Below are 24,333 nucleotides of genomic sequence, written 5' to 3' on the forward strand. Positions count from 1 at the left end.
TGGGCGGCTCCCGGAGGTGAGGAAGGTCAGATGTGTTCGCCAGGGCTTGGGCGGGCGGGCGTCAGCTTCTGAGCCGGACGCGGACGTCCACGTGGCTGCCGTGCGGTGTCTGCTCTGCGGGGCCGAGGCGGCGCAGGATGCGGAGCATCGGCGTGTTCGACGCCGCGGTGTAGACCGACAGGGTGTGGGCGCCGCTGCTGCGGGCGTGTGCGACGGTATGGCGGGCCATCAGCTTCCCGATGCCGCGCTGCTGCGCTGCGTCGGCGACCTGCAGGCCGAGATCCATCACCCCCGGCTCGCCGCTGATGCCCCCGGCAGTCGCCATCGCGGTCACCTGCCCGGCAGCGTCAAGGCCCAGCCACGTCGTACCGGCGGCCAGAAGGCGTTCGATATCGCGGATTGCGACGCGGGTCCGGCCCCACCGTCGGTGAAGACCGGCGGGTGAGCAGCGGTGGTGGAACGCGTCGATGTGGGCGATGTCCGAGGTCCCGGCCCGCCGGATGCCAGCGAGCACAGCGATGAGGGCAGGTCCGGGGCGTGGGGTGGGGCGGTTCAGCAGAGGTCTTCGCCCCACGCCGCCGAGACGAAGGCGGAGCGACGGTAGGACTTGCGGCGTCGGCCGTCCGGCAGGGTGATGTCGCGGGTCTGGATCCCGTACGGAGCCAGGAACTGGGCCAGCCGGGTCTGGGTGAGGTCGGCGTAGGACCAGCAGCCCACCGCGGTACCGGGCAGCAGGCGCAGTCCGCCCACCAGGTCCGCCGACGCCAGCGCCTCCGGATCACCGAGCGCGCCGAACACCGCCAGGCAGGCTTTCAGCAGGTCGGCCGGTTCTTCGCCTGCCTGCCGGCAGGAGCCATTCTCCGGCCCCTGTCCGCAGGAGAGGCAGTCGGGTTCGGCCGGGACATCTCCACTCGGGCGGCAGCAGTCCGTATCCGCCTCCGGCGCGCCCGTGGCAGCGGGCGAAGTGCTGCCGGTGACCGGGGCGCAGGGGGCGGACAGCAGGAGGGACAGCTCGACGCCGGCGGCGAGGCGGTCGAGGACGAGCTCGGTGTACTCCTCCACGTACGTATGCAGCGAGGTGTTCTCGGGCAGCGGCCGGGAGAACCTCTCCAGGAGTCGGCCTTCGAGGTGCTGGACGGTGGTGTGGGCCTCCAGGAGGGCCCGGTGGTGGGGGTTCTCCGGCTTCGGCGCCGTCCCGAGCAGGGTGTGGGCGAAGGCGTCGAGGAGGTTGGGGTGAGTTGTCAACGGGTGGGGCCTTTCGTAGCGAGGGGGGTGGGTGCGGGCTGAGGCAGGCCCGGCAGCGCGTACGGCGGCGGGCCGGGCTTGGGAACGGGCCGGTAGCCGGCCAGCTGGGGTGAGCGGGCGCGGGCCGCGTGGGTGAGCGCGCTCACGGGGCGCCGCTTGATGCCCAGGCGGGCGGCGGCGGTGTTGTAGACGTCGTGGCGGTCCCGCGGGCGGACCGCGACCACGTGGATTTCGGTGCGGAAGGCAGAGCCCGCCGGGGCCGGGCGCTGGGCGTAGACGATGCGCCATGCAGCCCGGTGGTCGACGTAGAGCTTGCGCAGGCCGGCAAGGTCGCCGGTGAGCTTGCCTCCGAACAGGCGGGCGTTGACGACGTCCTGGAGCTGGGCGAGGACGAGGTCGCGAATGTCGCTCGGGGCGGCGAGCAGGTCGTTCCAGGCGCGCGGATCGAAGTTGAGGCTAAACGCGGGCCGGGGCTCAGGCCCGCTCACGTCACGGTCCCGTTCATGCCAGGGGTGTCCTCGGCGTCAGGATCGACGGTCCGGTCGGAGCGGCCGGGACCGCGCAGGAGACGGTGGGCGGGCCGGTCCGGATCGGTCTGGCAGGCGGAGAGAGGTCCGCCCGGTGCGCGGACGGCGGCCATGGCATGGGTGAGGCAGTCCCGGTGCCACACGAAGATCCCCGCCAGGCCGGCGTCGGGTTCCTTGTGCTGGAGGTAGGCCAGCCACAGGGCATGCAGCCAGGCCACCACGTCAAGGTGTTCCTGCCACTGCCCGCACCACGGCGCGGCGGTGGTGATCTCCGCGCCGTAGGTGGGCATCAGGAAGTCCTCGACCCAGTCCGTGAGCGAGTCGATCTCGTTCTCGTATGCCTCGCCCTCCAGTTCCAGGATCGGCCGCGGCTCCGGCGGGAGCACAGGCGCCGGCATCCCCGGCATGCCGGGGAGCGAGGGCATGGCGAAGCCGGGGAACGGCATGGGGTCGGGGGCGGTGGCCAGGCTGTCGAGCTGGCGGGCCTGCTCGGCGGAGCGGTCCAACAGCTTGGCCACACTGGCCTGGATGCTCTGCAACTCGGCTTCCGGTATCCGGACCGGCTCCAGGTCCTCGCCGTCGGCGGCTTCTTGTGATTCGTGCACGAAAAGGGAACTCCTCGCGGCCGTATACGGCCCATGGAAAAGCGGGAAGGGGACTTCAACGATCCACGGGATCCCCGGTTTGGCTAACCGGGGATCCCGTGATACAAAGCCCGGCAACCGGACCGGAACGGGATTCGAGAACACCGCATCCGGCCCCGGAGTAGTGCTCCGGACGGTCAGGCGGACAGCGTGAAGTCGTCCTGGGTGAGCGTCTGCTGAAGCGTTTCGGTGAGCCGGCCGGCGGCGATCTCGGTGTAGTGCTTGGTCTTCTCCACGCCGATGAAGTCGCGGCCTTCCAGCAGGGCGGCAACGCCGGTGGAGCCGGAGCCGGCACAGAAATCGAGCACGGTGCCGCCGGGCGGGCTGATCTTGACCAGCTCCCGCATCACTTGCACCGGCTTCTGCGTGATGTGCTGCCGGTTCTTGCCCGAGGGCTGCGAGGCCGAGTACAGGCCGGGCAGGTAGACCTCGTTCCGGTCGCCGTCGATGGCGCCGTTGGAGCCCCAGACGATGAACTCGCAGTTCTGGGTGAAGCGGCCCTTCTGCGGCCTGGCCTGCGGCTTGTGCCAGGCCAGGACGCCGCGCCACAGCCAGCCGGCGGCCTGGAGTGCGTCGGTGGTGACGGGGAGCTGGCGCCAGTCGGTGAACAGCAGCGCCGTCCCGCCGGGCCGGGTGAGCCGGTGGGCCTCGGTCATGATCTGGGTGAGCCAGAAGCCGTAGCTCCTTTGGTCCATGTTCTCGCCGGTGAAGTCCGGCAGGCTGTGACCGGCGTCCGCGGAGGTGTACTTCTGCCGGGCCGTCCGGGAGGTGCGTTCCTTCGCGGTGCGCCCGCCGGAGTTGTACGGCGGGTCGGTGATGACGGAGTCGACGCAGCCGTCCGGGAGGGTGGACAGGACGCTGAGCGCGTCACCCTGATGCAGGGAAAAAGGCAAAGAGGTACCCCAATTCGGGTCGGGAAAGAGATGAGTCTCCCCAGAACGCGCCAATCGGGCACGCGCCCGCCAGACGGTATGCGGGCATGGCAAGGCCACGGCAGAAAGCGCCGGCACTTGCAGGGGGGAGTCCCAAAACTGTAGGGCACGATCCCCGGTTGACCACGGTCGGCGCGAAAACCCTTGAAATAGAGCCTTGATCATCTATTTCTTGGTCAACCGGGGATCGGCACCTACAGTTTTGGAACCGCCCCGGCACGCACCGACTGCCGGGTGGCCTCCCCCACCCATGCCCTCACGGAGGATTCCTGTGCCCACCCGCGCCTGACCCCGCGCCCTGCCGCGCCGGACCGAGAGGCAACTCGAACCGGCCCCCGGCAGGAACGCCAGATCACCCATCACCCGGCCGTACTGCGCCCTTCTCACATGCTTCACGGACCGCGCGGCCGGGGCTTCACTCCCCTCAAGGACACCGTCATGACGCACCTCTGCCCGCCCCAGCCTGAATCCCGGCCGCCGGCACCGCCCGGCGAGCGGGGAGGCGCACCGGATTGAAGGCCGTAGCCGCCGCTCTCGGCGTCGTCTGCCTGACCCCTCTCCTCCTCGCCGGCACCGCCGCCATCGCCGCGGCCGGAAGCGGCGGCGCCTCCCGCGCAACCGCCTGTACCTCCGGCGGCAAGGACGTCGACACGAACGCCGTCGCCCGGCAGGTCGCGGCCATCCTCGGCGGCCAGGGCGCCGACCAGAACGTTCGCGTCGAAGGCCTGGAACTGCCTGCCGAGCAGATCCCGCACGCCAAGACCATCGTGGACACCGGCATCGCCATGAAGGTCCCCGAGCGGGGACAGGTCGTCGCCCTCGCCACCGCCATCCAGGAATCCCGGCTTCGCAACCTCAACTTCGGCGACCGCGACAGCCTTGGGCTGTTCCAGCAGCGGCCCAGCCAGGGCTGGGGAACCCCCGAGCAGATCCGCGACCCCGTCTACGCCTCCACACGCTTCTACAAGGGGCTGCTGGAGGTGAACGGCTGGCAGCAGATGACCATCACCCAGGCCGCCCAGGCCGTGCAGCGCTCCGGCTACCCGGACGCCTACGCCCAGTGGGAGCCCCTCGCCCGGGCGCTGCAGCAGGCCATCGTCAAGACCCTCCCGAACGGCGGACAGACCCAGCCCGGCCAACCGGACACCGGAAACGGCTGCCGGCCGGGCGAGGACGGATCCGGCTGGGGTGAGATCCCCGAAGGCGCCGTCCCCGACGGGTACAAGATCCCCTCGGACGCCTCACCGAAGGCCCGTACCGCGATCGACTGGGCGATGCACCAGCTCGGCACGATGTACCAGTGGGGCGGCACCTGCCTCGCCCCGCGCGGACCCGACCCGATGGGCCGCTGCGACTGCTCCAGTCTGACGCAGCAGGCCTACGCCAAGGCCGGCGTACAGCTGACTCGCACCACGTACACCCAGGTCAAGGAAGGCGACCCGGTCCCGGCCAGTGCCCTCAAGCCCGGTGACCTGCTCTTCACCCGCGGCACCGCCGCCGTCCCCGAGCACGTCGGCATGTACATGGGCGCCGGGCTCGTGATCAACGCGCCGAAGACCGGTCGTCCGGTGCGGATCGAGAAGGTCGGCGACTGGCAGATCCTCGCCGTCCGCCGCATCCCCGCGCTTCACAGCTGACCGCCGGCAACGCCGCCCTGGCCTGGTCCGCGCCTCTCACGCGCCCTGAGCGCCCTCTTCCCTTCCACCGCATTTCGCAAGGCCGCTTTGCCCTGCGCACGCAAGGAGCTCCGTCATACCCATTCCACTCGCAGACCGCGTCACCCACCTCGCCTTCGACCCGGGCATCACCCCGAAGGGTGGCGGCCTGCCCGGACTTGACGTCCTGAAGAACGTCGTCAGCTCGATCAACATGTTCGGGATCATCGCCGTCGTCGGTGCCCTGGCCGTGTCCCTCGGCGTGTGGGCCTGGGGCCACCACACCGGCGGCCACCAGGCAGAAGCCAATGGGAAGAAGGGCGCCGTCGTCTCCGCCGGCGCGGCCCTCGGCCTCGGCGCCGCCAACGGCATCGTGGCCTTCTTCTCCGCACTCGGCACCCAGGTCCGCTGATGGGCAGGCGCTCTCTGTCCCCCTTGCACCGGGCCACCTCCCACTGGCCTTCCAAGCGGCGGATCACCGTCCTCGTCACTGTGACGGTCCTGCTGCTCGCGGTCGCCGCAGCCGCGGCCCTCCTCACCAACCGGGACCAGGGCAAGGCCCGCACCCCCGCAGCACCGGCCCCGGCCGACCCGTCACCGTCCACACCGGGCGCACCGAAGCCCGGTACGGGGACGAGAGCGGTACCCAGCCCGCCGCGGCTGTCGGATCCTCTGGCCTACGGGCGGGCGGCGGCGGTGATGCTGTGGTCCTACGACACCCGCACCACCAGCCGCGACCAGCAGCTCGCCGGCATGCACGCCTGGATGACCGCCGAGACGAAGTACACCGACTGGACTTCCCTCTCCTCCCAGGTACCGGACCCGGTGCTGTGGTCGCGGATGGCCGACAACGCCCAGCACGCCACCGCCACGGTCTCCGACGCCCGTTTCCCGTCGGCGTTCAAACAGGCCCTGGCCGAACACCCGACCGCGATCACCGAGGCATACATCTACGCCGTCACGGTCACCGGCAAGCAGTCCATCGCCTGGAAGGACGGCGGTGGCGGGGCGGAGGACCGCGCGGTCACCCTCGCCGTCCAGTGCCGACCGAGCGCCGACTGCGCCCTGGTCTCCCTCGCCCCGAGCGTCGCCCCGTAGCACGCCACTGAACAGATAAGGAGGTACCCCTTCCAGTGGACTTCTGCTCCCTGCCCCTGGCGAGCAAGCTGTGCACGGCCGCCGACGCCATCGACTTCGTCAACGATCCGGGCAAGGCCATCACCGAGGGCATCGGCAACTGGATCGCCAAGTCCGTCGGTGAGTTCGCCGCCGGAGCCGCCGACCTGGCCGCCGAGGCCGTCGACACCACCACCAAGGTCGACCTGCGCGCCGGGTGGTTCGTCGACAACTACGAACTGCTGCTGCCGATCGGCCTGACCATCCTGGTCGCCACCTTCTGCGCCCAGCTCATCCGGGCCGCCATCAAACGCGACGGCCAGGCCCTGGCCCAGGCGTTCACCGGCACCGCCTCCGGCGTCCTGTTTTCCTTCGCCGCCATCGCGCTCACCACCGTGGCCATCGAAGTCGTCGACGCGCTGTCGGCCGGGCTGTTCGCCGCGGCGGACACATCCATCCAGGAAGCCGTACGGCGCATGGTCAAGGCCAGCTATGTCGGCTCGATGGTGCCGCTGGGCTGGATGATCCCCGCAGTCGTCGGCCTCGGCTCCGCGATCGGAGCGCTGCTGTACTGGTGCGTGATGATGGTCCGCAAGGTCGGCATCCTCGTCCTGGTCACCCTCGCCGTCTTCGCCGGAGCCGGCGGCGGCTGGGAAGCCGCCCGCCGGTGGCGCCGCGGCTGGATCGAAGCCACCGCCACCCTCGTCGTCTCCAAGCTCCTGATGACGATCGTCTTCCTCCTCGGCGTGTCCGCCCTCGGACGGACCGACCCGAAGGACGGCATGGCGGCCCTCGCCGACTGCCTCGCCGGCGCCGTGATCATGCTGCTGGTGCTCCTGTGCCCGTACGCCACGTTCAAGTTCGTGCACTGGGCCGCCGAGGGCACCGACGGCGAATCCATCCATCGGGCCGGCGGCGCGGGTGCACAGATCGCCAAGCAGCACACCGAGCAGGCCGCCCGCAAGGCCGCCGCGATGGCCGCGACCGGCGGTGCCGGAGGCGCCGCAGCCGGAGCCGCCCCGCAGGGACCGGCAAGCGTCCCGGGCCAGTTCCCCGGCGACGTCGCCGCCAGCCCCACCGGCGGCAGCGGCGGGGAGAAGAACACCGCGCCCCTGCCGTCCACGGGCGGCGGGCTCGCCGATGGACTGTCGAAGGGGGTCCAGCCTCCGCCGACCCGCGTGAACCAGGACACCAGCGGCCACCTCGGCGGCAGCCCCGGCCCGCAGGCCGGACCGACCTCCCCGAGCAGCAGCACCGGTCCGGTACCGCGCAGCACTCAGCAGGTGCCGCCACAGGGCGCCCCGAGTGCGACAGCCGGATCCTCCGGCAGCCCGTTCACCACGTCACCCCCGCCGACCGGTTCCTGATCCGTTCGCCCCTGCCCGGGCGGGACACCCACACAGCGTGTCCCGCCCGGGCCCCGGCCCCGCGCCCCGAAAGCGGCCCCTGCCTTGTCTGATCTCTCCCTGTCCCCACTGACGATCAAGTTCCCCCACCGGTCCAGGCGCGGCATCCTGCTCGGCCTGTCCCTTCCCCAGCTCGTCCTTGCCTCCGCCGCCCTCGCCCTGCTCCTGGCGACCGTGGTGTCCACCGGCCTTCTCGGAGCGCTCGCCCTGACCCCCCTGTGGGCGGCCGTCGCCGCCCTCGTCGCGGTCCGCCGCCACGGCCGGTCCCTGATCGACTGGGCGCCGATCGTCCTGCGCTACGCCCACCGCCGACGCACCGGCCAGACCATGTGGCTGGCCCGCGCGGTCTCCCGCCCCAAGGTGGACGGCCTGCTCCACCTGCCCGGCACCGCCGCCTCCCTGCGCGTGGTCACCCCGGCCGGATCCCAGGCCGCCGCCGTCCACGACCCCCACCAGCAGACCCTCACCGCCGTAGCCCGCGTCACGTCCCGCGCCTTCGCCCTGCTCGACCCCGCCACCCAGAACGCCAACGTGAGCGCCTGGGGGCGGGCGCTGGCCGGCATCGCCCGCACCGGGCACATCGCCACCGTCCAGGTCCTGGAACGCACGGTCCCCGACTCCGGCGACACCCTCACCCGCCACTGGACCACCCACGGCCACCCGGCAACACCGGTGGCCGGGCACGTATACGCCGACCTCGTCGCCTCCGCCGGACCGGCCGCCGCACCGCACGAGACGTACCTGGCGATCTCCCTGGACATGAAGGCCGCCAAGCGGCTGATCTCCCAGGCCGGCGGCGGCCTGCCCGGAGCCTTCACCGTGCTCGGGCAGACCACCGCCTCCGTCACCCAGGCCGCCCGCACCGCCGGGCTGATGGTCACCGGCTGGCTCACCGCCCGGGAAGTCGCCGCCGTCGTGCGCACCGCCTACGACCCCAAGGCACTGGCGGCACTCCAGCAGTGGTCCGAGCACGGGCGGGCCGAGGCCGACCCGGCGGCGGCCGGCCCGGTGGTCCAGGTCGAGGAGCACGACCGGGTCATCACCGACACCGCCCGCCACGCCACCTACTGGGTGGAGAACTGGCCCCGCACCGAAACCGCGCCCGGCTTCTTGCACCAGCTGATGTTCACCGCCGGGGTACGCCGCTCCTTCTCCCTTATATACGTCCCCCAGGAGCTCGAGTCCGCGCTGCGGGACGTCCAGCGCACCAAGGCCACGATCATCGCCGACGCCAACGAACGCGCCCGCCGCGGCCAGGTCGACTCCGAAGCCGACTCCGTCGAGTACACCGACGTCAAGGAACGCGAACGCCAGCTCATCGCCGGCCACGCCGACGTCGCCCTCACCGGCCTGCTCACCGTCTCCGCCGAAACCGACGCACAACTCGACGCCGCCTGCGCGCAGATCGAAACCGCCGCCGTCACCGCCCAGGTCGACCTGCGCCGCCTCGTCTACCAGCAGCCCGACGCCTTCACCCTCGCCGCCCTCCCCCTCGCCCGCACCGCCCTGTAACCGGCACGCGGACCGGGCATCGCCTACCGCCCTGCCGCCGCTGACCTGCCCCAACAGAAAGACGCCCTGCTTCTTGGCTTCCTCCCTCACCGACTCCGGCGACGCGCACCCCTACCTGCGGGCCGCCACCGCCGGCGTCCGCCACCACACCCGCCAAAGCGCCACCGCAGGCGCTCCGGCCGACCGCGCCCACCTCGATGTCCTGCACGGCCACCTGACCGGACTGCACCTGCTCCTGGACCAGCTCGCCGAGGCCACCCGGCCCGCCCACCCGGCGGCCGGACGCCACCTCGCCGCAGCTCACCTGCGGATATGGCAGGCCTCAGCCGGCGTCCACGACGCCTTCCACACACTCCCCGCCACACCTAAGGCCGACGCGGACCCCGTCTGCCGCCCCGAGACGCTGCCCGAGGGGCCGCCTGTCCTCACCATCTGCCAGCGCCACCTCGCCTCCGGGCACTCCATCCGCCGCAAGACCACCCCCAGCGACCACAGTCCCCGCACCGCCGGAGCGGTGTGAGCGGCGCCTCCGCAGAATCGATCCGCCCCATGCCCCAGCAGCACCGTCCCGGCCGCCGCGCCCGCCGTGCCAGCGCCTCCCCTCTGTTCACCCCGCACGGCACCGACCGCGCCAGCCGCCGCGCCGCCCGCAAGCAACTCGCCGAAGCCGAGGCCAAAGCCCGCGCAGCCGCCGCAGTCCACGGACCCGAGCCCGCCGAAGCGCAGATGCCGACGCCCACATACCCGTCCTCCGGACGGTCCGGCGCAGCCTCCGCCCGCGGCAGCGTTCTGCACCTGCCCGCGCACCGCATGACCACCGCGGTCGCCGCCGGCGCGTACCCGTTCCTCGCCGAAGGCGGCCTCGGAGCCGACGGCATCTACATCGGGCGCGACGTCCACGCCGAAGCCGCTTTCACCTTCGACCCGTTCACCCTGTACGGCAAGGTCGAAGGCTTCACCAACCCCAACGTGCTGCTGGCCGGGGTCATCGGCCAGGGCAAGTCCGCTCTGGCGAAGTCCTTCGCGCTGCGCAGTGTTGCGTTCGGCTACCGCGTCTATGTGCCCTGCGACCCGAAGGGCGAGTGGACTCCCGTCGCTCAGGCGCTCGGTGGCACCTCGATAGCCCTCGGCCCAGGCCTGCCCGGCCGCCTCAACCCCCTGGACGCAGCACCGAGGCCGCCGTCCGTACCCGAGGCGGACTGGGCGGGTGAGATCCGAAAGCGGCGCCTGCTCCTCCTCGGCTCCCTGGCCCGTACCGTGCTGGGCCGGGACCTGATGCCGATGGAGCACACCGCCCTCGACATCGCCCTCGACGGCGTCGTCAAGGCCGCCGCCCACGCAGGCCGCACCCCGCTGCTCGGGGACATCGCCCACACCCTGGCCCAGCCCGCGCTCCTCGACCAGGCCGCCGGCACCGTCTCCGGCCACCTCGGCGACGCGGCCCGCGACCTCGCCCACGCCCTGCGCCGCATGGTCCACGGCGACCTCGCCGGCATGTTCGACGCCCCCTCCACCGTGGCCTTCGACCCGAGCACTCCGATGCTGAGCATCGACCTGTCCCGGCTCGGCGGCTCCGGCGACGACACCGGCCTCGTCCTCGCCATGACCTGCGCCTCGGCCTGGATGGAGTCGGCCCTCACCGACCCCCGCGGCGGGCGCCGCTGGATCGTCTACGACGAGGCGTGGCGCATCCTGCGCCACCCCGCGCTCCTCCAGCGCATGCAGGCCCAGTGGAAGCTGAGCCGCGGCCTGGGCATCGCCAACCTGATGGTCGTCCACCGCCTCTCCGACCTGCTCTCCGCAGGCGACGCCGGATCCCAGGGCCGGGCCCTGGCCGAGGGCCTCCTGGCGGACTGCTCCACCCGCATCGTCTACCGGCAGGAAACCGATCAGCTCCACGCTGCCGCCGCCCTGCTCGGCCTCACCAGCGTCGAGACCGAAGCGATCTCTCACCTCAGCCGCGGACGCGGCCTGTGGAAGGTCGCCGGACGATCATTCATCGTTCAACATCTTCTTCACCCGGCCGAGCAGCACCTGTTCGACACCGACGCCCGCATGCACTGAGGTCTGCCCACCTCACCGGGCCACCCCCTCGCAACCGAATCCCCCAGGAGGACCCCCATAGAATCCCATCCGACCACCGCACTGTTCCCGATGCTCGACGACGACGAGCTCCGGGCACTCGCCGACGACATCCTCGAGCTCGGCCAGCACCACCCCATCGTTCTCGACGCTGACGGCCGAATCCTCGACGGCCGGAACCGGCTGAAGGCATGCGAGATCGCCGGCATCGAGCCTGTATACGTCACCTACGACGGGAACAGCCCGAGCGCCTACGCCCTGTCGGTCAACAGCCGCCACCGCCACCTGACCAAGGGGCAGCTCGCGATGATCGCCGCGAAGGCCCGTTCACTCAGTGAACATTCGGAGCGTTCACCGAGTGAACAGTCCGTCCGTTCACTGAGTGAACAGGCCGGAGTCTCCACCGGCCGCATCACGCAGGCCACCATAGTCCTGCGCTACGCACCACTCCTCGCCGACGCCGTCATCAAGGGCACCAAGAGCCTGAACGAGGCGTACGCGACAGCCCAGGAGAACAAGGCCAAGGAGAACTCCGCCGAGGCCCAGCTCGCCCGCCTGCGGGAAGAGGACCCCGAGCTTGCCGACCGGGTCGTCGAGGGCGACCTGACCCTGGCCGGCGCGTGGGCGGAACGTACTGAGCGCGTCGAGGAGGACAAGCGGCAGCGAAAGGTCGCCACCCGCCTGCTCGACGAACTCATCCCGCCGCTCGCCCAGACCCGCGGCACCAGGACGTTCAGCCGGTACGACCCCGCGTACACGACCGGCGCGCCCCTCACCCGCGAGATCATCGCGCACGCGATGACGGCGCTGGCCGAGATGGACCAGGTCTGGCAGGAGCGTGATCTGCCGTGACGAGCGATACCGAACTCCTCCTGCGGCAGCTCGTCGAGGAGACCGCGCTGGAAATCACGGACGCCGACGGCCGGTTCCGCAAGCGCGACCTCGTCGACGCGGTACGTGGCAAGCTCGATGACGTGAACCTCGGCCCGGACACGCTGGCCATCGCCCTGGACAAACTCGCCGAGAATGCGGTCACAGGGTTCGGGGACCAGCGCAACCCCCGTCGCAGGGGGCCGGGCTCCTTCTTCCACCCCGACGACATCCTCAAGCTGGGCAACGGCGTCTGGGTCTGGATGAGACGCGCGACCGACTCCGACGTTGTCGCCTGGCGCAAGCAGTCGCGGCGGAACCGGGTGCACGTCGATGCGGTGGACAACGAGCGCCAGGAATACGCCGACGATCGCCTCGACGCCTTCCGCGCCAATGACGGCATCGTCTACCTCATAGACCTGGAGCGGATTGTCTTCCACTGGACCGAGGACAACGCCACTCAGTCCGGCCCCTTCTGACCGTAGCAGGCGAGCACCGCAGGCCCGACCACCCGACCCGGCGTGCATCGGGCCCGCGGGCCGACCACCAGACCTGTCTGTACAGGCCTTCCGAAGTCCGCTGCCTGCGGCGACTCCCACGCCGACCGCCCCGCTGCCCGGAGGATCCTCAGCGCCCGCACAGCAGACTTCGTTCCCGCACCCGAAAGCCCCTGCCCTGAACCCCGATTTCGAGCTGTACGACAACGCCAGCCGCGACGCCGAGCAGATCCACTCTCACGCGACCGGGTCTGCCACCGCGGCTGACCTGGACCGGTGGGCGCGCAGGGATGCCGCCGGCCTCCTGGCCCGCCACCGCTTCCCCGAGCCGCCCCTTGACGCACCCGACCTGCGCCCCTATCTGAAGGCCCTGGACGAGGCGGCCACACCTGTCGAGGCCGCCGTCGTCACCAGCGCCGTGCTCAACGCCTCCGAAGCGTTCGTCGGTGCCCTCAGCGACTACCTCCTCGCCGCCGGCCACCGCTATCAGCACAACGTACGGTCCTCGGCCGACTCCCCACGCACGGCGGCGTGGAGAGCCGCGAGCGGTCTGCTGGCCTCCATGAGCGAGGCCGCTCGCGCCGTCGAAACCACCCTCCGCCAGGAGTACGACACCCCGGCCCGACCGGGCAGCCACCCCGGACAGAAGCCACCGGCTCCTCCGCCGAACCCCGCATCCGGCCCCACCGCGCCCCGCCGCTAGAACCCATGACAGGAGGCAGCACGCACATGCTGCACCACCCCGTGAGCATCCACGTCGGAGCCCACACCGCCGCACCCATGACCCACCCGCGCACCGACCCCGTCCACCGCCTGCTGTGGGGGCGTGGATTCTCCTACTGCCCCCGCCTGCACGCCTACGTCGCACCCTCGGAACTCCCGGTCGAACAGCAGGAGCACCTCGTCCACCAGGCCGTCCACGCCCTCACCGCGCTCGGCCACCCGGTCGCCCACTTCCACCACCAGCACCCGGGCTAACCCGCCCGGCCAGCCCGCCCGGAGACACCCCCTGCCCCCACCGCCCACCCCCGCGACCACGCCCCCGGGCCCGCCGCCCCTGACCACCCCCACGGATCCGAGCGGCCGCTACGCATACGGCCTGCTGCTCCTCGACCTCACCGACCGCCTCAACGGGATCCCGGACCCCGACCGCGCCGCCGCTCTCGTCGACCAGATCCTCCATCCCGACGACGGGCTGCTGGCCCGGCTCGCCGAGCTCTTCGAAGCCGCCGGCGAGAAGGCGAAGGAGTCCGAGGACGACGACGCCTTCGACCTGGCCGCAGACTTCGAGGAAGCAGCCGTCCAACTCCGCGACATCGGCGACACCCTGCACGGCGCCACCGAGCGGATGGCAGCACTCGCCACCGTTCCTGCGCCTGCGCCTGCGCGGCGGTCCAGGTCTCTCGGCAGCGCCGTCCCCACCAGCAGCAGCCGGCCAGCGCCCGGCCGCTCCCGCTGACCCGAAACGGAGTCCCGCTTCTGTCCGGCCAGTTCGTCATCGGCACGCACCCGCAGTACGGGTACGTCGCCTCCTCCACCGGCATCCCCCACCACATCAGCCAGTGGTACCTCACCCGCCTCGGCTTCCAGCCGCTCCATGGCCTGCACGGCGTGTACCTGCTGAGCACCCCCGGCCACGACGGTGCTCGGCGCACCCGCGAGGCCGTCGCCAGCCTGCGCGCCAGCGGCTACCCGGTCCACGCCGACTACTCCCTCGATCCCGCCAACACCACACAGGCGGCCCCGGCGCCCGATCCGCGGGCGTGGTACCGCACCACCGTGGCGCAGGCCGCAGCCGTCCGCTCCCCGCAGGAGGGGCCCGCCGTGCCCGCCCGCCCCGCGCCCGCCGCCTCCACCGGGCGGCCGGCGAACGCACCGGCAACCGCCGGGCCGGGGCGAAGCCGTTGACGAAGGACCCCGCGATCATCTCCATCACGCGTGGCAGGGGCGGGCAGGTCGAGGCCGAGGGCCCGATCGACGCGCTCGCCTGGGCCCTGCTGGACCGTGCCGGGTTCATCCGTCAGCCCACCCTGCGGGGCACCTGGCACCGGCTCCCCTTCGACATGGGCGAGGAGTGGGAGAACGAACACGCCTCCTACGCAGCCGACATGCTCCGCGCAGCCCGCTACACGATCCACCTCGACCCCGCCCTGACACCCGGCGGCCGTCCCGCACCGCACAGCCCGCGCCAGGGCGCCGGCCCGGTCCCTGCACCTGCTGCGCCCGCCGCGGTGCCCCGTACCCGCTGACCACCAGGACCTTCCCATGACCACCGCCCCCCAGCCCGGCCCCGGCCTGCCCTCACCCAGCGAGCTGCGGCGCCAGGCCCGCGCCGAGGCCAGCCCCTTCCTCGACCGGCTGGACCTGCCCGACCCCGCCGACGCCCTGCGGGACTGGACACGCCGACTGGCCGAGGCCGAGACACCTGCCCAGTTCCACGTCCTCGTCGACACCGTGACCGGCACACACGACAGCACGCTGCTGGCCCTGCGGGACTTCCTGCTCACCGCCGGCACCTGGTGCCGCGAGCACGGACACGCCCGGCTCGGCGAGCGCTACCAGCGCACCAGCGACCTCCTCGACGTCGCCGACCGGCTCCTTCACCAGCTCGGCGTCGACCACCTCGCCGCCACCTGGCCCAGCCAGGCACCCACCGCCCCCTCCCCAGGAAGGACACCTCACTGAACTCGGCCGAGATCAACCTCTTCACCAGCAAGCACGACGGCATCGTCGCCCTGGTCACCGGCGACAACTGGCGCTGGGCCCGCAAGATCCTGCTGGTCGCCGGATTCACCAAGGACGGCGACGGCAACTACACCCTGCCCCTGGCCGACCTCCCCCGGATCCGCGAGGCCCTGACCGAGGTCCACGAGCTCGCCCGCGCCTGCCAGATCAAAGTCACCGCCACGCACCAGCCCTATGTCGGCGACTTCGCCCGGGACATGGCCAAGCACCTGCCCGGCCAGTGGACCGTGAAGGTCGAAAACTACTCCCTGCCCGTGTGGCAGGAGGACCTGGCAGCCTGCATCTGGGACACCAGCCCCGGCCAGGGATCCAAGTTGTACGGCCCGCTACTGCACACCGTGGAGAAGCGCCGGGTGCCCTGGGCGGCTGTGCTGCGCAGCGACACGGGAGTCGAACTCGCCGTCGTCCAGGCCCCCGACGACGCCAGATACCACGTCGGCGCGCTCGCCCCCAGGGACATGTACCTGGACGAGGAGGTGACCCCGCCGCAGAGCATCGCCGTGCAGCCGTCCGCCGTCACCGCGGCGCGCCGGGCAGACTCCGTGCTGCTGGCCGACTACCGCCGGGCCGTCCTGCAATCCCACCTCAACCACCTGGCCGATGACCTCGCCTGGGCGCAGGAGGCGTACGAGCCCGGCACCGTGCACAGTCCGCCGCAGCCGGACCTGGCAGGCGCCTTCGCCCGCTTCACCACCCACGCTCCCGGCCTCATCACCGCCCTGCGTGGGGCGCCTGCCGCCGGCGCGCAGGAGGCGGCGTTCCTCGAGCGCATGGACGCCGCTTTCGGTACCCGGCCGCCCGGCAACGGCGCGGACACCGGTGCGGCCCTGCCCGCAGCTGATCCGCTGGCGCTGTGGCTGATGGAGGGAGGCCAGCTGATCGACCTGGCCCGCACCGCCCACCCGGCGCTCACCCCCGCACCGGTTGCCGCCGCGCCTGGGCGGCCTCCAGCGGTCCCGAGCGCACTTCCCGCTGCCCTGCCACCGAGTTCCCGCGCTGTCCCCAGCCGCAGATAGCCCCCTACCTCCTTGGAGTGCCCATCACCTCGCCCCCGTCCCCGACCCCTCAACTGCGCCAGGCGGTCGACTCCCTGACCGGCTACGCCGCCCAATACGCGGTGATACGACTGCGCTACGAGAGGGCCCTGAACCCTCCGCGACCCGGCTACTGGCAGATCACCGTCCCGGGCGCCGCCGCCGAGGGCCACATCCGCGATCTCGCCGAGGCATTCAACCGGCTGCTGCCCCACACGGGCGTGCTGCTGGAGTCCGCCCGCGCCGGCATCGACGCCATACCGCCCGCCCGCCACCACGCCGGATGGCGGCTGCTGCTGGACGACCTTGCGCACGCCGCCGGCCAGGCAGCCCGTCTCCCCGATCCCGCTCGCGGGGGCGGTGACCGGCTGTGGCCGTACCTGCAGACCTGGGGCGAACGCGCCACCTTGTTGCGCGACCTCGCCCTCCAGCCCCAGCAACCCCACTCGGACGTCGTACTGAGCGCGCCCGAGGAGGAGCTGTGGACCGCGCACGCCCACGCGGCCCGCCTGCGGGGCCTGCTCCAGCCCATCGAGTCCCGCTACGACGCCGCGGGCCGGCAGATCACCGTGGCCAGCGCCCTTCACCCGGAAGACCCCGACGAGGAGATCGTCCTGGTCCTGTCCGGGGACATCGACAGCCCCGGCATGCGGGTGATGGGGCACCACACCAGCCACGACGACGCCATCGCGCACCTGCCCGCGGCCGTCCCGCCCGGCGTGCTGTACCCGGCCGGGCCTCCCTCCGTATCGGACAGGCAGGCGCCGTCCCTGGCCGATCTGACCCGGGATGTGGCCGGTGGCCGCCACAGCGGCGACGTCGCCGAGGCGATCTCCTACATCGCCGGCCATCGGGCCGAGGGCGGATACCTCGCGGACATCGCCGCGTTCCTCGACACCTGTACGGCCTGGGCGAGCGCCATGGACACCCGCGCCGGCCTCGACCTCGCCGCCCGCCTGCGGATGCTCGCCGCCCAGACCCGGCAGCTCGGCCACGAACTGCGCCGCGTCGGTGACGACATGGACGCCGCCGTCGCCGTCCTTCCCCCGTACCGCACCCCGGCCCCCCGCCACCTCAAGGCCCCGGCCACCCCGGCGCTGACCACAACCCCGCTGCCCGCCGCACCGCCGACCAGCGCTCTGCACGCCCACCGCCGGTAGCCGCACCCCCTTCTCGCACGCCATCTGACGGAAAGCCCTGCCCTGTTGACCCTGGCCGCCACCCCGACCGCCGCCCCGCCGCCTGCCACGTACGGTGCCGTTCTCGGCAGCCGGCACGTCGCCCGCCTGCTCGCCGGCACCCTGACCGGGCGCCTGCCCAACGGCATGGTGCCCGTCTCCCTCGTCCTGTGGATCACCGCAGCCGGGGGGAGCCTGGCGTTCGCCGGGATGCTCGCCGCCCTGTACGGGCTGGCTTCGGGACTGTCCCAGCCGGTCAAGGGCAGGCTCATGGATCGGTACGGGCAGACCCGCGTCTCGGCCCCAGCGGTCCTGGTCAACTCCGGCTGCCTCCTAGCCCTCGTCTGGATCGGGGCGAGCGGGCACCCGGCCGCCGTCACCGCGACCGTCGGCGTGGCAGGGGCATTCACCCCGCCGCTGGAGGCCGGGCTCCGTGCCCTGTGGCCGAGCGTGCTCACCGACCCCGCACAGCGCCGGGTCGTCCAGGCCCTCGACACCGGCTCCCAAGGACTCCTCTACATCGCAGGCCCCCTGCTCGCCTCCTGGCTCGCCACCACCTACGAGCCGGACGCCGCGCTGGCCGCGACCGCGGCCCTGGGGCTGGCCGGCACCGCCGTGGTGCTGACCGCCTCCCCGTCCCGGACCTGGCGCCCCGCCACCCACGACAGCGACGCGGTGGCGGGCAGCGGGCGGCTGATGAACACCGCCCTCGTCCTGCTATTCCTCGCACTCGCCGGGACCGGCTTCACCCTCGGCGCGATGAACGTGTGGGCCGCCAGCATGGCCACCAACCACCACCAGCCCCTGCTGTCCGGAGTGCTTCCCGCAGCGTTCTCCACCGGATCCTTCCTCGGCGGCCTGATCTACGCCCGCCGGGCATGGCCCGGCACGACCACCACCCAGCTCCTGGCCACCAGCACGCTGTTCCTCCTTGGCTGGCTGCCCTTGCTGGCCCAGCCCGGCCCACACACCGCGATCGGACTCGCCCTCGTGCCGGGGTTGTTTCTCACCATGGTCATCACCTGCGGATTCCACACCATCGACATCCTCGCCCCCGCCTCCCGCACCACCGAGGCGTACGCCTGGCTGATCTTGAGCGTCGGTGTCGGCCAGGCCGCCGGAACCGCCCTCGCCGGCACCCTCGCCACCCACCCGCACACGCTCGCAGCTCTCCCCGCAGCCGGTGCCGCCACCGCCCTGGCTGTCCTGGCCTGCGCCCGCGGCCGGATCGGCCCCGCCCGACGACGTGGCCGCCACCGCCGCACGCATGCCACAGGCGCGGCCCTCCCCCGCCACGCCCGCCCGTAGCCCCCACCACTGATGCGCTGGAACCTCCGGGCCCGCGCGTTCGCCCAACACCCCACCGCTTTCCCGCCACCGCCGATAGGACTCCCGCCTTGCCCGAATCACCAGCCGAGCCGCTCATCCCGATCCGGCACAGCATCACCGGCGAGATCACCACCACCCGCTTTGGCGCCGCCGCCCGGCGGATCCTGCTCCAGTCCGGCTTCGAAGAGGCGCCGGACTGCGCCTGCCGAGCGACGGAACCCGGTACGGAGCAGGCGCACGGGCCTGCTCGGCAGCCGGCGAGCTGCTCGTCGCCGGCCATCCCCTGCCCCTGCACCGAGCCCTCGGTTGGCCGGTGAGCGCCGACGTACGCCCCGGTTGGCCCGGTCGCCGATGTCGGCACAGTCCGTGATCCGCCCCCAGAGCGGCCAGCCTCTCCAGCGCATCGCCAACCCGCCCGCAACCGCACCTGTTGAAGGATCCACGTTTTGACCACACCCGGAACGCCTACCAGTCCAGCACGGACAAAGGGCGGCGAACTACGGGCCAAGGTGGCCCGACTGCTGGCCGACCGGCCGACGGACAAGCTCACCATCGGGGACATGGCCCGGCACCTGGGCCACTCCCACGGCGCCGTCCGCAACGCCGCCCTCACCCTGGTGCGACGCGGCGAGGCCGACCAAAGCGGAACCGGACAACCGGAGTTCCGAGCGAACGCGAAAACCGCCGCAGCCGCACAGACCGCTGTGATCAGCCCACCGGGCACCCACGCTCCCCGCGCCCAAGCGGCCACGGCCCGCACGACCACTGCCGCAACAGCCCCCAGGCAGACCGGCCCGATCCGCCGCGCTGGGGGCCAGCTCTACCACCCCCGGGAGCTGGCCGATCTGCCCGACGTCGAGGCGTTGAACCGGCTGCGCGACGCCGACGTACCGGTGCTGCTCTACGGCCCCCCGGGCACCGGCAAGACGTCGCTCGTGGAGGCGGCGTTCCCGGACCTGCTCACCGTCGCCGGTGACGGCGACACCACGGTCGGCGACCTGATCGGCGAGTACACACAGGACGACGCGGGAGCCTACGTCTTCCAGTACGGTCCGCTGGTCACCGCGATGACCGAGGGCCGCGCCCTGCTGATCGACGATGCCACCTTGATCTCACCGAAGGTGTTGGCGGCGCTGTATCCCGCGATGGACGGGCGCAGGCAGATCCAGGTCAAGGCCCACAAAGGCGAGACCATCAAGGCCGAACCGGGCTTCTACGTGGTGGCGGGCCACAACCCCGGCGTCCACGGGGCGGTGTTGACGGAGGCGCTCGCGAGCCGGTTCAGCGTGCAGATCCAGATCGGCACGGACTACGACCTCGCCCTGGCCTTGAAGATAGATGCCCGGGTGGTCCGGGTCGCCCGACACCTCGCCCGCCAGGTCGACCTCGGCGAGCTGGGCTGGGCCCCCCAACTGCGCGAGCTGCTCAGCTACCAGAAGACCGAAGCCGTCCTCGGCACGAAAGCCGCGCTCGCGAACCTGGTCGGCATCGCTCCTGTGGAGGATCGCGACGCCGTCGCCGACGCCGTCATCAAGGCCGTCGGCGTCAAGACGATCGCGCCCCTCACCCTCGGCAAGCAGCTCCCCGCCTCGGCCGTCCGGAAGCCCCCAGGCAGCGCCGTCTCCGCGCACCGGGGCCGCTCGCGATGAGCGCCCACCACCACGTCCAGTCCCCCGCCACCACCCGGGACGAGGACGCCGACCTCGCGCGATGGGACGACGACGGTGCCCCGCCCGCACAGCCCCGTTCCTCCCCGTCCGCGTGGCTGCGCGTGGGAGCCGAACTCGGCGATCGGCTGGTCGCCCTCTCCGGCCGCCTGGACCTCCTCGTCACCTGCCGCCCCGGCACGCGCAGCGGCGCACCGGCTGCGTTCTTCCCCACGCTGGGCGAGGTCGAGTTCGACGCCCGTTTGTTCGCCCCGTTCCAGCCCCATGAGATCCATCCGCGGATCGTGGGCGACGAGGAGCGGTATCCCGCCGCCTGGGGAGTGTTCGTCCACGAGGCCGCGCACGCGGCCCACTCCGTCTGGACGGCGCCTGCGGGAGCGGACCCCCGTGTCGTCGAGGCCGCGCTCCTGCTGGAGGAGAGCCGCGTCGAAGGCGCCCACCTGACCAGGCGGCCCACGGACCGCACGTACCTGCGCACCAGTGCCCGAACCCTGGTCATGCCCGACATCGCCCACCCCACCCTCCAGGGCATAGAGCACGCCGCCTCCGTGGCGGCCCTGATCCTCGGCCGCCGGGACGTCGGCATCCTGGACGCCGGCGAGACCCAGGCCGTCGCCGATCTGTGCGAAAAGGTGCTGGGCGCCGACCTGCTGGCCACCCTCACCCGCATCTGGTCCGCGGCCCACCGGTGTGCCGACCACGACGCCACGACCATGCTCGCGCGCGCCCAGGACTGGTGCGACGCCCTGGACAGCGCTGCCCCCTCCCAGCCCGTGCCGGAGAACCTCAGCGATCTGCTGTCCGGCGCCGTGACGGTCGTCATGGACAACATGGCCGCCAACGACGCCGCCGACCTCGCGGCACACGCAGCCGCGAACAACGCCGTGGCCGCGCGGTCCAGGGCACAGGCCAAGGACCGCGCCCAGCAGGCCGACCAGCGGCGCAAGGCCGCCGCCACCGCCAAGTGGGTCTTCAACCCCCGCGGCGCCACCGTCAACCCCGACGGCACACCGGCCCCCTACAGCAACCCCGTCACCGGCACCCGCAGGCCCACCGCCGCCGAGCAGAGCGCCGCCGCGCGCCTGAGCCGCGCCCTTCGCGCCGCCGCCTACCGCGAACGCACCGAGGAGCGGACCACCAGCCCCACCCCGCCCGGCCGCCTCAACATGCGCCAGGCCCTCGCCCGCGACGCCCAGCGCGCCGCCGGCTCGATACCCACCGCAGAACCGTTCACCCACACCCGCCGCCGCAACTCACCCACCCCGCCCCTGCGCGTGGGCATCGCCGTCGACGTCTCCGGCTCCATGCGCGCCGCCTGCGGACCCGTCGCCTCCGCTGCCTGGATCGTGGCCCGCGCAGCAGCCCTGACCGACCCCGACTCCCGCACCGCCACCATCGCCTACGACCACGATCTGACCGCACTGACCCGGCCCACCCACCGGGCGCCAGAACGCGTGACGACGTTCAACGCCAACGGCGGCAGCCACAACCTCGGCGACGCCATCGACGCACTCGACCACGGCCTCGAACTCAGCCGCCCCGGCGCCGGCCGCCTCCTCGTGATCGTCACCGACGCCCGATACACCCCCGACGAGACCGCTCAAGCCGTCACCCGCATCAAACGACTCACCACCGCCGGCTGCGCCGTACTCCAGCTCACCCTCAACAAGACATCCCTCCACCTGCCGGGGACCACCCTGCTCCACCTTCCCCGGCCGGCCAGCGCGCCCGCCGCCATCGCCACGGCGGCCACCGACGCCATCCGCAGGACACGCTGAGACGACGCAGAAGGCGGAAGCGTCCCCGAGACCACCGCCACGCGCTCCAGACCACCTCCGTCCACCGCATGAATCGTGCATCCGATGCACGACCCACCGCGACGACGCAGGCCACCACCCCAACCGCCAACGAAAGGCACTCGACTTGACGCACCAGACCAGCAACCCGACCTCGAACGCAAACCCCGTCAAGCGGACTTCCCCGGGGGTCCGTACCGCATGGCAGATCGTCCACAGCTGTGGACACGAGGTCACCCGAGACCTGTCCGACCGCCCCGCCGACCGGCGGGCGTCCTTCGCCCGCTGGCTCGCAGACCGCGACTGCACCGACTGCTGGAAGACCGCCCGCGACAGCGACACCGCCTCGAAGGAAGCCTGGCTGGCCGCGCGCCGCGCCGAGGAACAGGCCGCCGCGAAGGCATGGACCGAACAGTTCGACATGCCGCCCCTGGAGGGCTCCGAGCGCGCCCTGGACTGGGGCGAGCGCTCCCGCTACCAGCTGGCCACCGCCGCCTACACCGCGCTCGTCACCGAAGGGAGCTGGGAGGAGGCGGACTGGACGGTGCTGGAGGAGAAGGTCCGCACGGTCACCCGGGCCGGGTGGTGGATCGACCAGCGGGATGCCGAGGGTGCGGATCTGCCGGAGCTGCTGGAGGCGGCGACCGAGGCCGACCGCGGCACGGAGAACCCGTTCCGGTAACCGCCGGGCCAGTGACGTCGCCCGCGGCGGGAGACGTATAGCCGACGATCCCCGGTTAGCCAAACCGGGGATCCTCCAGACCATTGAAAGTGCTGGCCCCACCGCCACCCATGCTCTTCGTAGAGAGGACTTCGCCGTGCCCGAAGCCGTCCCCCGTACCGCGTCCATACTCGCCGACACCATCACCCCCCACCGGGACATCACCCACGCACACTTCGCCCCCGGCGACCGGATCGTGGTGATCAAGGGCATCGCCGACGGCGAGCTGTGGGGAGACGCAATGACGGTGGTCGCCCCGTCCTGGCACACCCCCACCGAGGAGGACGGCTGGCGGCTGCGCGACCCCAACGGCGGCGCCCTGTCCTTCATCACCGGCCACCCCCGCTACCTCGTCCACCTCTCCAAGCGCTGCCCGGACTGCCTGATCTACCAGCGCGCCCTGCGGGACTTCCTGCTGCCGAAGGCCGACGGGGACGAGCCCCTGGATGCCGGGTGGTACTCCATCGAGGACCGCAACCAGCTCTTCCACACCGCAGACCAGCGGAGCACCCGGTGATCGCCCGCCTGCACCGCCGGCAGCACGCCGCTACGGCCGCGCTGGGCAACGCGCTGGAGCGTCCGGTCAGCTTCACCCGCGAACTCAGCCACCGCATCGTGGCCTGTTGGGACCGGCTGGACCCGCGCTCCGAGTTCGCCGAGCGGGAGGCATGGAGCGAGTTCCAATGGGCCGCGCACCTCAGCCATGCACAGCCGCGCTCCGAGGCGGCCGATTCACCGTACTTCCTTCATCTCAGCGTCCGGCTGCACCGCATGGACCGGCCGCTCGCCCCGGCGCAGTGGTCGGAGATCGCCCACCGGCTCGCCCGCACCGCGGGCCTGGCGCCGCCTGGGGACGGCGAGCCGTGCCGGTGGATCGCGCTCCAGTTCCGGCACGGGCGCCTGGATGTCATCGCCAACCTGGTCCGCGAGGACGGTACCCTCGCCCGCACCCCGAGGCGGCTGGCCGAGGACCTCGCCCGACAGGCCCGGATCCTCGAATCCGAGTTCGACCTCACCCCTGCCCGGCCCCCGGCCGGACACCAGGACCAGGTGATCGCTGACCCCCTGGTCGCCGCGGAAGCCACACCCGCGCAGATCGCCGAGCATATCCGCGCCCTCACCGACGAGATGAACGGCAGCCTCGCCCAGGCCCGGCGCCTGACCGAACAAGCCGCCCACGAGCTGGCGACACGGCCCGAGGTGTACGCCCGGCGCGGCGCGCACCAGCTCGAGTGGGCAGCCGGGCGCCTGTACGGGCTGCTCCACGACCTCGAAGGCACCGCCGAGACGCTGGCCAACCCGCCCGCACTGCTGCGCAACGCCGTGGTCCGCTCCACCCGCCGCCCCGCCCGCACGGCGCGGCGAGCCCGCTGAACC

General features: G+C 72.2%; 27 protein-coding genes. 21 read left to right on the forward strand and 6 right to left on the reverse strand.

The genetic code is table 11. The features are described 5' to 3' along the window. Positions 1-61 precede the first annotated feature (61 nt). The 5 genes from AB0469_RS01280 to AB0469_RS01300 all read right to left on the reverse strand — a co-directional run bounded on the left by AB0469_RS01280 (position 62) and on the right by AB0469_RS01300 (position 3,309). A complete protein-coding gene (locus tag AB0469_RS01280) occupies positions 62-514 on the reverse strand; it encodes a GNAT family N-acetyltransferase (RefSeq protein ID WP_366449194.1) in 453 nt (150 codons plus the stop codon). Positions 515-552: 38 nt separating this feature from the next. Continuing rightward, the gene (locus AB0469_RS01285) at positions 553-1,245 is read right to left on the reverse strand and encodes a DUF3631 domain-containing protein (RefSeq protein WP_366449195.1); all 693 of its coding nucleotides are present in this window, start codon (positions 1,243-1,245) and stop codon (positions 553-555) included. Then, a complete protein-coding gene (locus AB0469_RS01290; RefSeq protein ID WP_366449196.1) occupies positions 1,242-1,733 on the reverse strand; it encodes a hypothetical protein in 492 nt (163 codons plus the stop codon). The genes AB0469_RS01285 and AB0469_RS01290 overlap by 4 nt, the downstream gene beginning before the upstream one ends. Further along, positions 1,730-2,377, reverse strand: coding sequence for a DUF4913 domain-containing protein (locus tag AB0469_RS01295; protein WP_366449197.1), 648 nt, complete (start codon positions 2,375-2,377; stop codon positions 1,730-1,732). The genes AB0469_RS01290 and AB0469_RS01295 overlap by 4 nt, the downstream gene beginning before the upstream one ends. A 176-nt stretch (positions 2,378-2,553) precedes the next feature. Then, a complete protein-coding gene (locus AB0469_RS01300; protein ID WP_366449198.1) occupies positions 2,554-3,309 on the reverse strand; it encodes a site-specific DNA-methyltransferase in 756 nt (251 codons plus the stop codon). Between the two features lie 551 nt (positions 3,310-3,860). Here AB0469_RS01300 and AB0469_RS01305 point away from each other — a divergent pair. The 9 genes from AB0469_RS01305 to AB0469_RS01345 all read left to right on the forward strand — a co-directional run bounded on the left by AB0469_RS01305 (position 3,861) and on the right by AB0469_RS01345 (position 12,468). After that, on the forward strand, positions 3,861-4,985 hold the full coding sequence (locus tag AB0469_RS01305) for a C40 family peptidase (RefSeq protein WP_366449199.1): 1,125 nt from the start codon (positions 3,861-3,863) through the stop codon (positions 4,983-4,985). Between the two features lie 115 nt (positions 4,986-5,100). Continuing rightward, positions 5,101-5,415, forward strand: coding sequence for a DUF6112 family protein (locus tag AB0469_RS01310; protein ID WP_366449290.1), 315 nt, complete (start codon positions 5,101-5,103; stop codon positions 5,413-5,415). Beyond that, positions 5,415-6,101 carry a hypothetical protein gene (locus AB0469_RS01315; protein ID WP_366449200.1) on the forward strand — a complete coding sequence of 229 codons (687 nt, stop codon included), beginning with the start codon at positions 5,415-5,417 and terminating at the stop codon, positions 6,099-6,101. The genes AB0469_RS01310 and AB0469_RS01315 overlap by 1 nt, the downstream gene beginning before the upstream one ends. A 35-nt stretch (positions 6,102-6,136) precedes the next feature. Beyond that, positions 6,137-7,486 carry an ATP-binding protein gene (locus tag AB0469_RS01320; protein ID WP_366449201.1) on the forward strand — a complete coding sequence of 450 codons (1,350 nt, stop codon included), beginning with the start codon at positions 6,137-6,139 and terminating at the stop codon, positions 7,484-7,486. A gap of 84 nt (positions 7,487-7,570) precedes the next feature. Then, the gene (locus AB0469_RS01325; RefSeq protein WP_366449202.1) at positions 7,571-9,037 is read left to right on the forward strand and encodes an SCO6880 family protein; all 1,467 of its coding nucleotides are present in this window, start codon (positions 7,571-7,573) and stop codon (positions 9,035-9,037) included. A 73-nt stretch (positions 9,038-9,110) separates the two neighbouring features. Beyond that, a complete protein-coding gene (locus AB0469_RS01330; RefSeq protein ID WP_366449203.1) occupies positions 9,111-9,557 on the forward strand; it encodes a DUF6238 family protein in 447 nt (148 codons plus the stop codon). Positions 9,558-9,586: 29 nt separating this feature from the next. Next, the gene (locus AB0469_RS01335) at positions 9,587-11,101 is read left to right on the forward strand and encodes an ATP-binding protein (protein ID WP_366449204.1); all 1,515 of its coding nucleotides are present in this window, start codon (positions 9,587-9,589) and stop codon (positions 11,099-11,101) included. Positions 11,102-11,191: 90 nt separating this feature from the next. After that, positions 11,192-11,971 (forward strand): ParB/RepB/Spo0J family partition protein, encoded by a 780-nt coding sequence (locus tag AB0469_RS01340; RefSeq protein ID WP_366449205.1) that lies wholly within the window; start codon positions 11,192-11,194, stop codon positions 11,969-11,971. After that, positions 11,968-12,468, forward strand: a complete 501-nt coding sequence (locus AB0469_RS01345; RefSeq protein WP_366449206.1) for a hypothetical protein — start codon at positions 11,968-11,970, stop codon at positions 12,466-12,468. Before AB0469_RS01340 ends, AB0469_RS01345 begins: the two co-directional genes overlap by 4 nt. A 148-nt stretch (positions 12,469-12,616) precedes the next feature. Here the strand turns inward: AB0469_RS01345 and AB0469_RS01350 are convergent, their stop codons facing one another. Continuing rightward, positions 12,617-12,979, reverse strand: a complete 363-nt coding sequence (locus AB0469_RS01350) for a hypothetical protein (RefSeq protein WP_366449207.1) — start codon at positions 12,977-12,979, stop codon at positions 12,617-12,619. Between the two features lie 333 nt (positions 12,980-13,312). Here AB0469_RS01350 and AB0469_RS01355 point away from each other — a divergent pair, with 333 nt between their 5' ends. The 12 genes from AB0469_RS01355 (at position 13,313) to AB0469_RS01410 (ending at position 24,330) form a co-directional block, all read left to right on the forward strand. Then, complete coding sequence (locus tag AB0469_RS01355; protein ID WP_366449208.1) at positions 13,313-13,945, forward strand: hypothetical protein; 633 nt, start codon at positions 13,313-13,315, stop codon at positions 13,943-13,945. A gap of 152 nt (positions 13,946-14,097) precedes the next feature. Then, on the forward strand, positions 14,098-14,394 hold the full coding sequence (locus AB0469_RS01360; protein WP_366449209.1) for a hypothetical protein: 297 nt from the start codon (positions 14,098-14,100) through the stop codon (positions 14,392-14,394). After that, a complete protein-coding gene (locus AB0469_RS01365) occupies positions 14,391-14,735 on the forward strand; it encodes a hypothetical protein (RefSeq protein WP_366449210.1) in 345 nt (114 codons plus the stop codon). Before AB0469_RS01360 ends, AB0469_RS01365 begins: the two co-directional genes overlap by 4 nt. 270 nt (positions 14,736-15,005) lie before the next feature. Further along, positions 15,006-16,247 (forward strand): hypothetical protein, encoded by a 1,242-nt coding sequence (locus AB0469_RS01370; protein ID WP_366449211.1) that lies wholly within the window; start codon positions 15,006-15,008, stop codon positions 16,245-16,247. 17 nt (positions 16,248-16,264) lie between these two features. Beyond that, positions 16,265-17,425, forward strand: coding sequence for a hypothetical protein (locus AB0469_RS01375; protein ID WP_366449212.1), 1,161 nt, complete (start codon positions 16,265-16,267; stop codon positions 17,423-17,425). A gap of 45 nt (positions 17,426-17,470) precedes the next feature. Beyond that, complete coding sequence (locus tag AB0469_RS01380; RefSeq protein ID WP_366449213.1) at positions 17,471-18,751, forward strand: MFS transporter; 1,281 nt, start codon at positions 17,471-17,473, stop codon at positions 18,749-18,751. Positions 18,752-18,867: 116 nt separating this feature from the next. Then, a complete protein-coding gene (locus tag AB0469_RS01385; protein ID WP_366449291.1) occupies positions 18,868-19,089 on the forward strand; it encodes a hypothetical protein in 222 nt (73 codons plus the stop codon). 192 nt (positions 19,090-19,281) lie between these two features. Continuing rightward, positions 19,282-20,421, forward strand: a complete 1,140-nt coding sequence (locus AB0469_RS01390; RefSeq protein WP_366449214.1) for an AAA family ATPase — start codon at positions 19,282-19,284, stop codon at positions 20,419-20,421. Further along, positions 20,418-22,217: a hypothetical protein gene (locus AB0469_RS01395; RefSeq protein WP_366449215.1), complete on the forward strand. Its 1,800-nt coding sequence runs from the start codon at positions 20,418-20,420 to the stop codon at positions 22,215-22,217. The genes AB0469_RS01390 and AB0469_RS01395 overlap by 4 nt, the downstream gene beginning before the upstream one ends. Before the next feature lie 226 nt (positions 22,218-22,443). Then, positions 22,444-22,917: a hypothetical protein gene (locus AB0469_RS01400; RefSeq protein WP_366449292.1), complete on the forward strand. Its 474-nt coding sequence runs from the start codon at positions 22,444-22,446 to the stop codon at positions 22,915-22,917. Positions 22,918-23,053: 136 nt separating this feature from the next. After that, positions 23,054-23,473, forward strand: coding sequence for a hypothetical protein (locus tag AB0469_RS01405; protein ID WP_366449216.1), 420 nt, complete (start codon positions 23,054-23,056; stop codon positions 23,471-23,473). Continuing rightward, positions 23,470-24,330: a relaxase/mobilization nuclease gene (locus AB0469_RS01410; protein WP_366449217.1), complete on the forward strand. Its 861-nt coding sequence runs from the start codon at positions 23,470-23,472 to the stop codon at positions 24,328-24,330. The genes AB0469_RS01405 and AB0469_RS01410 overlap by 4 nt, the downstream gene beginning before the upstream one ends. Positions 24,331-24,333: the final 3 nt, after the last annotated feature.

The organism is Streptomyces sp. NPDC093801, from assembly GCF_040701585.1.
Lineage (GTDB): Bacteria > Actinomycetota > Actinomycetes > Streptomycetales > Streptomycetaceae > Streptomyces.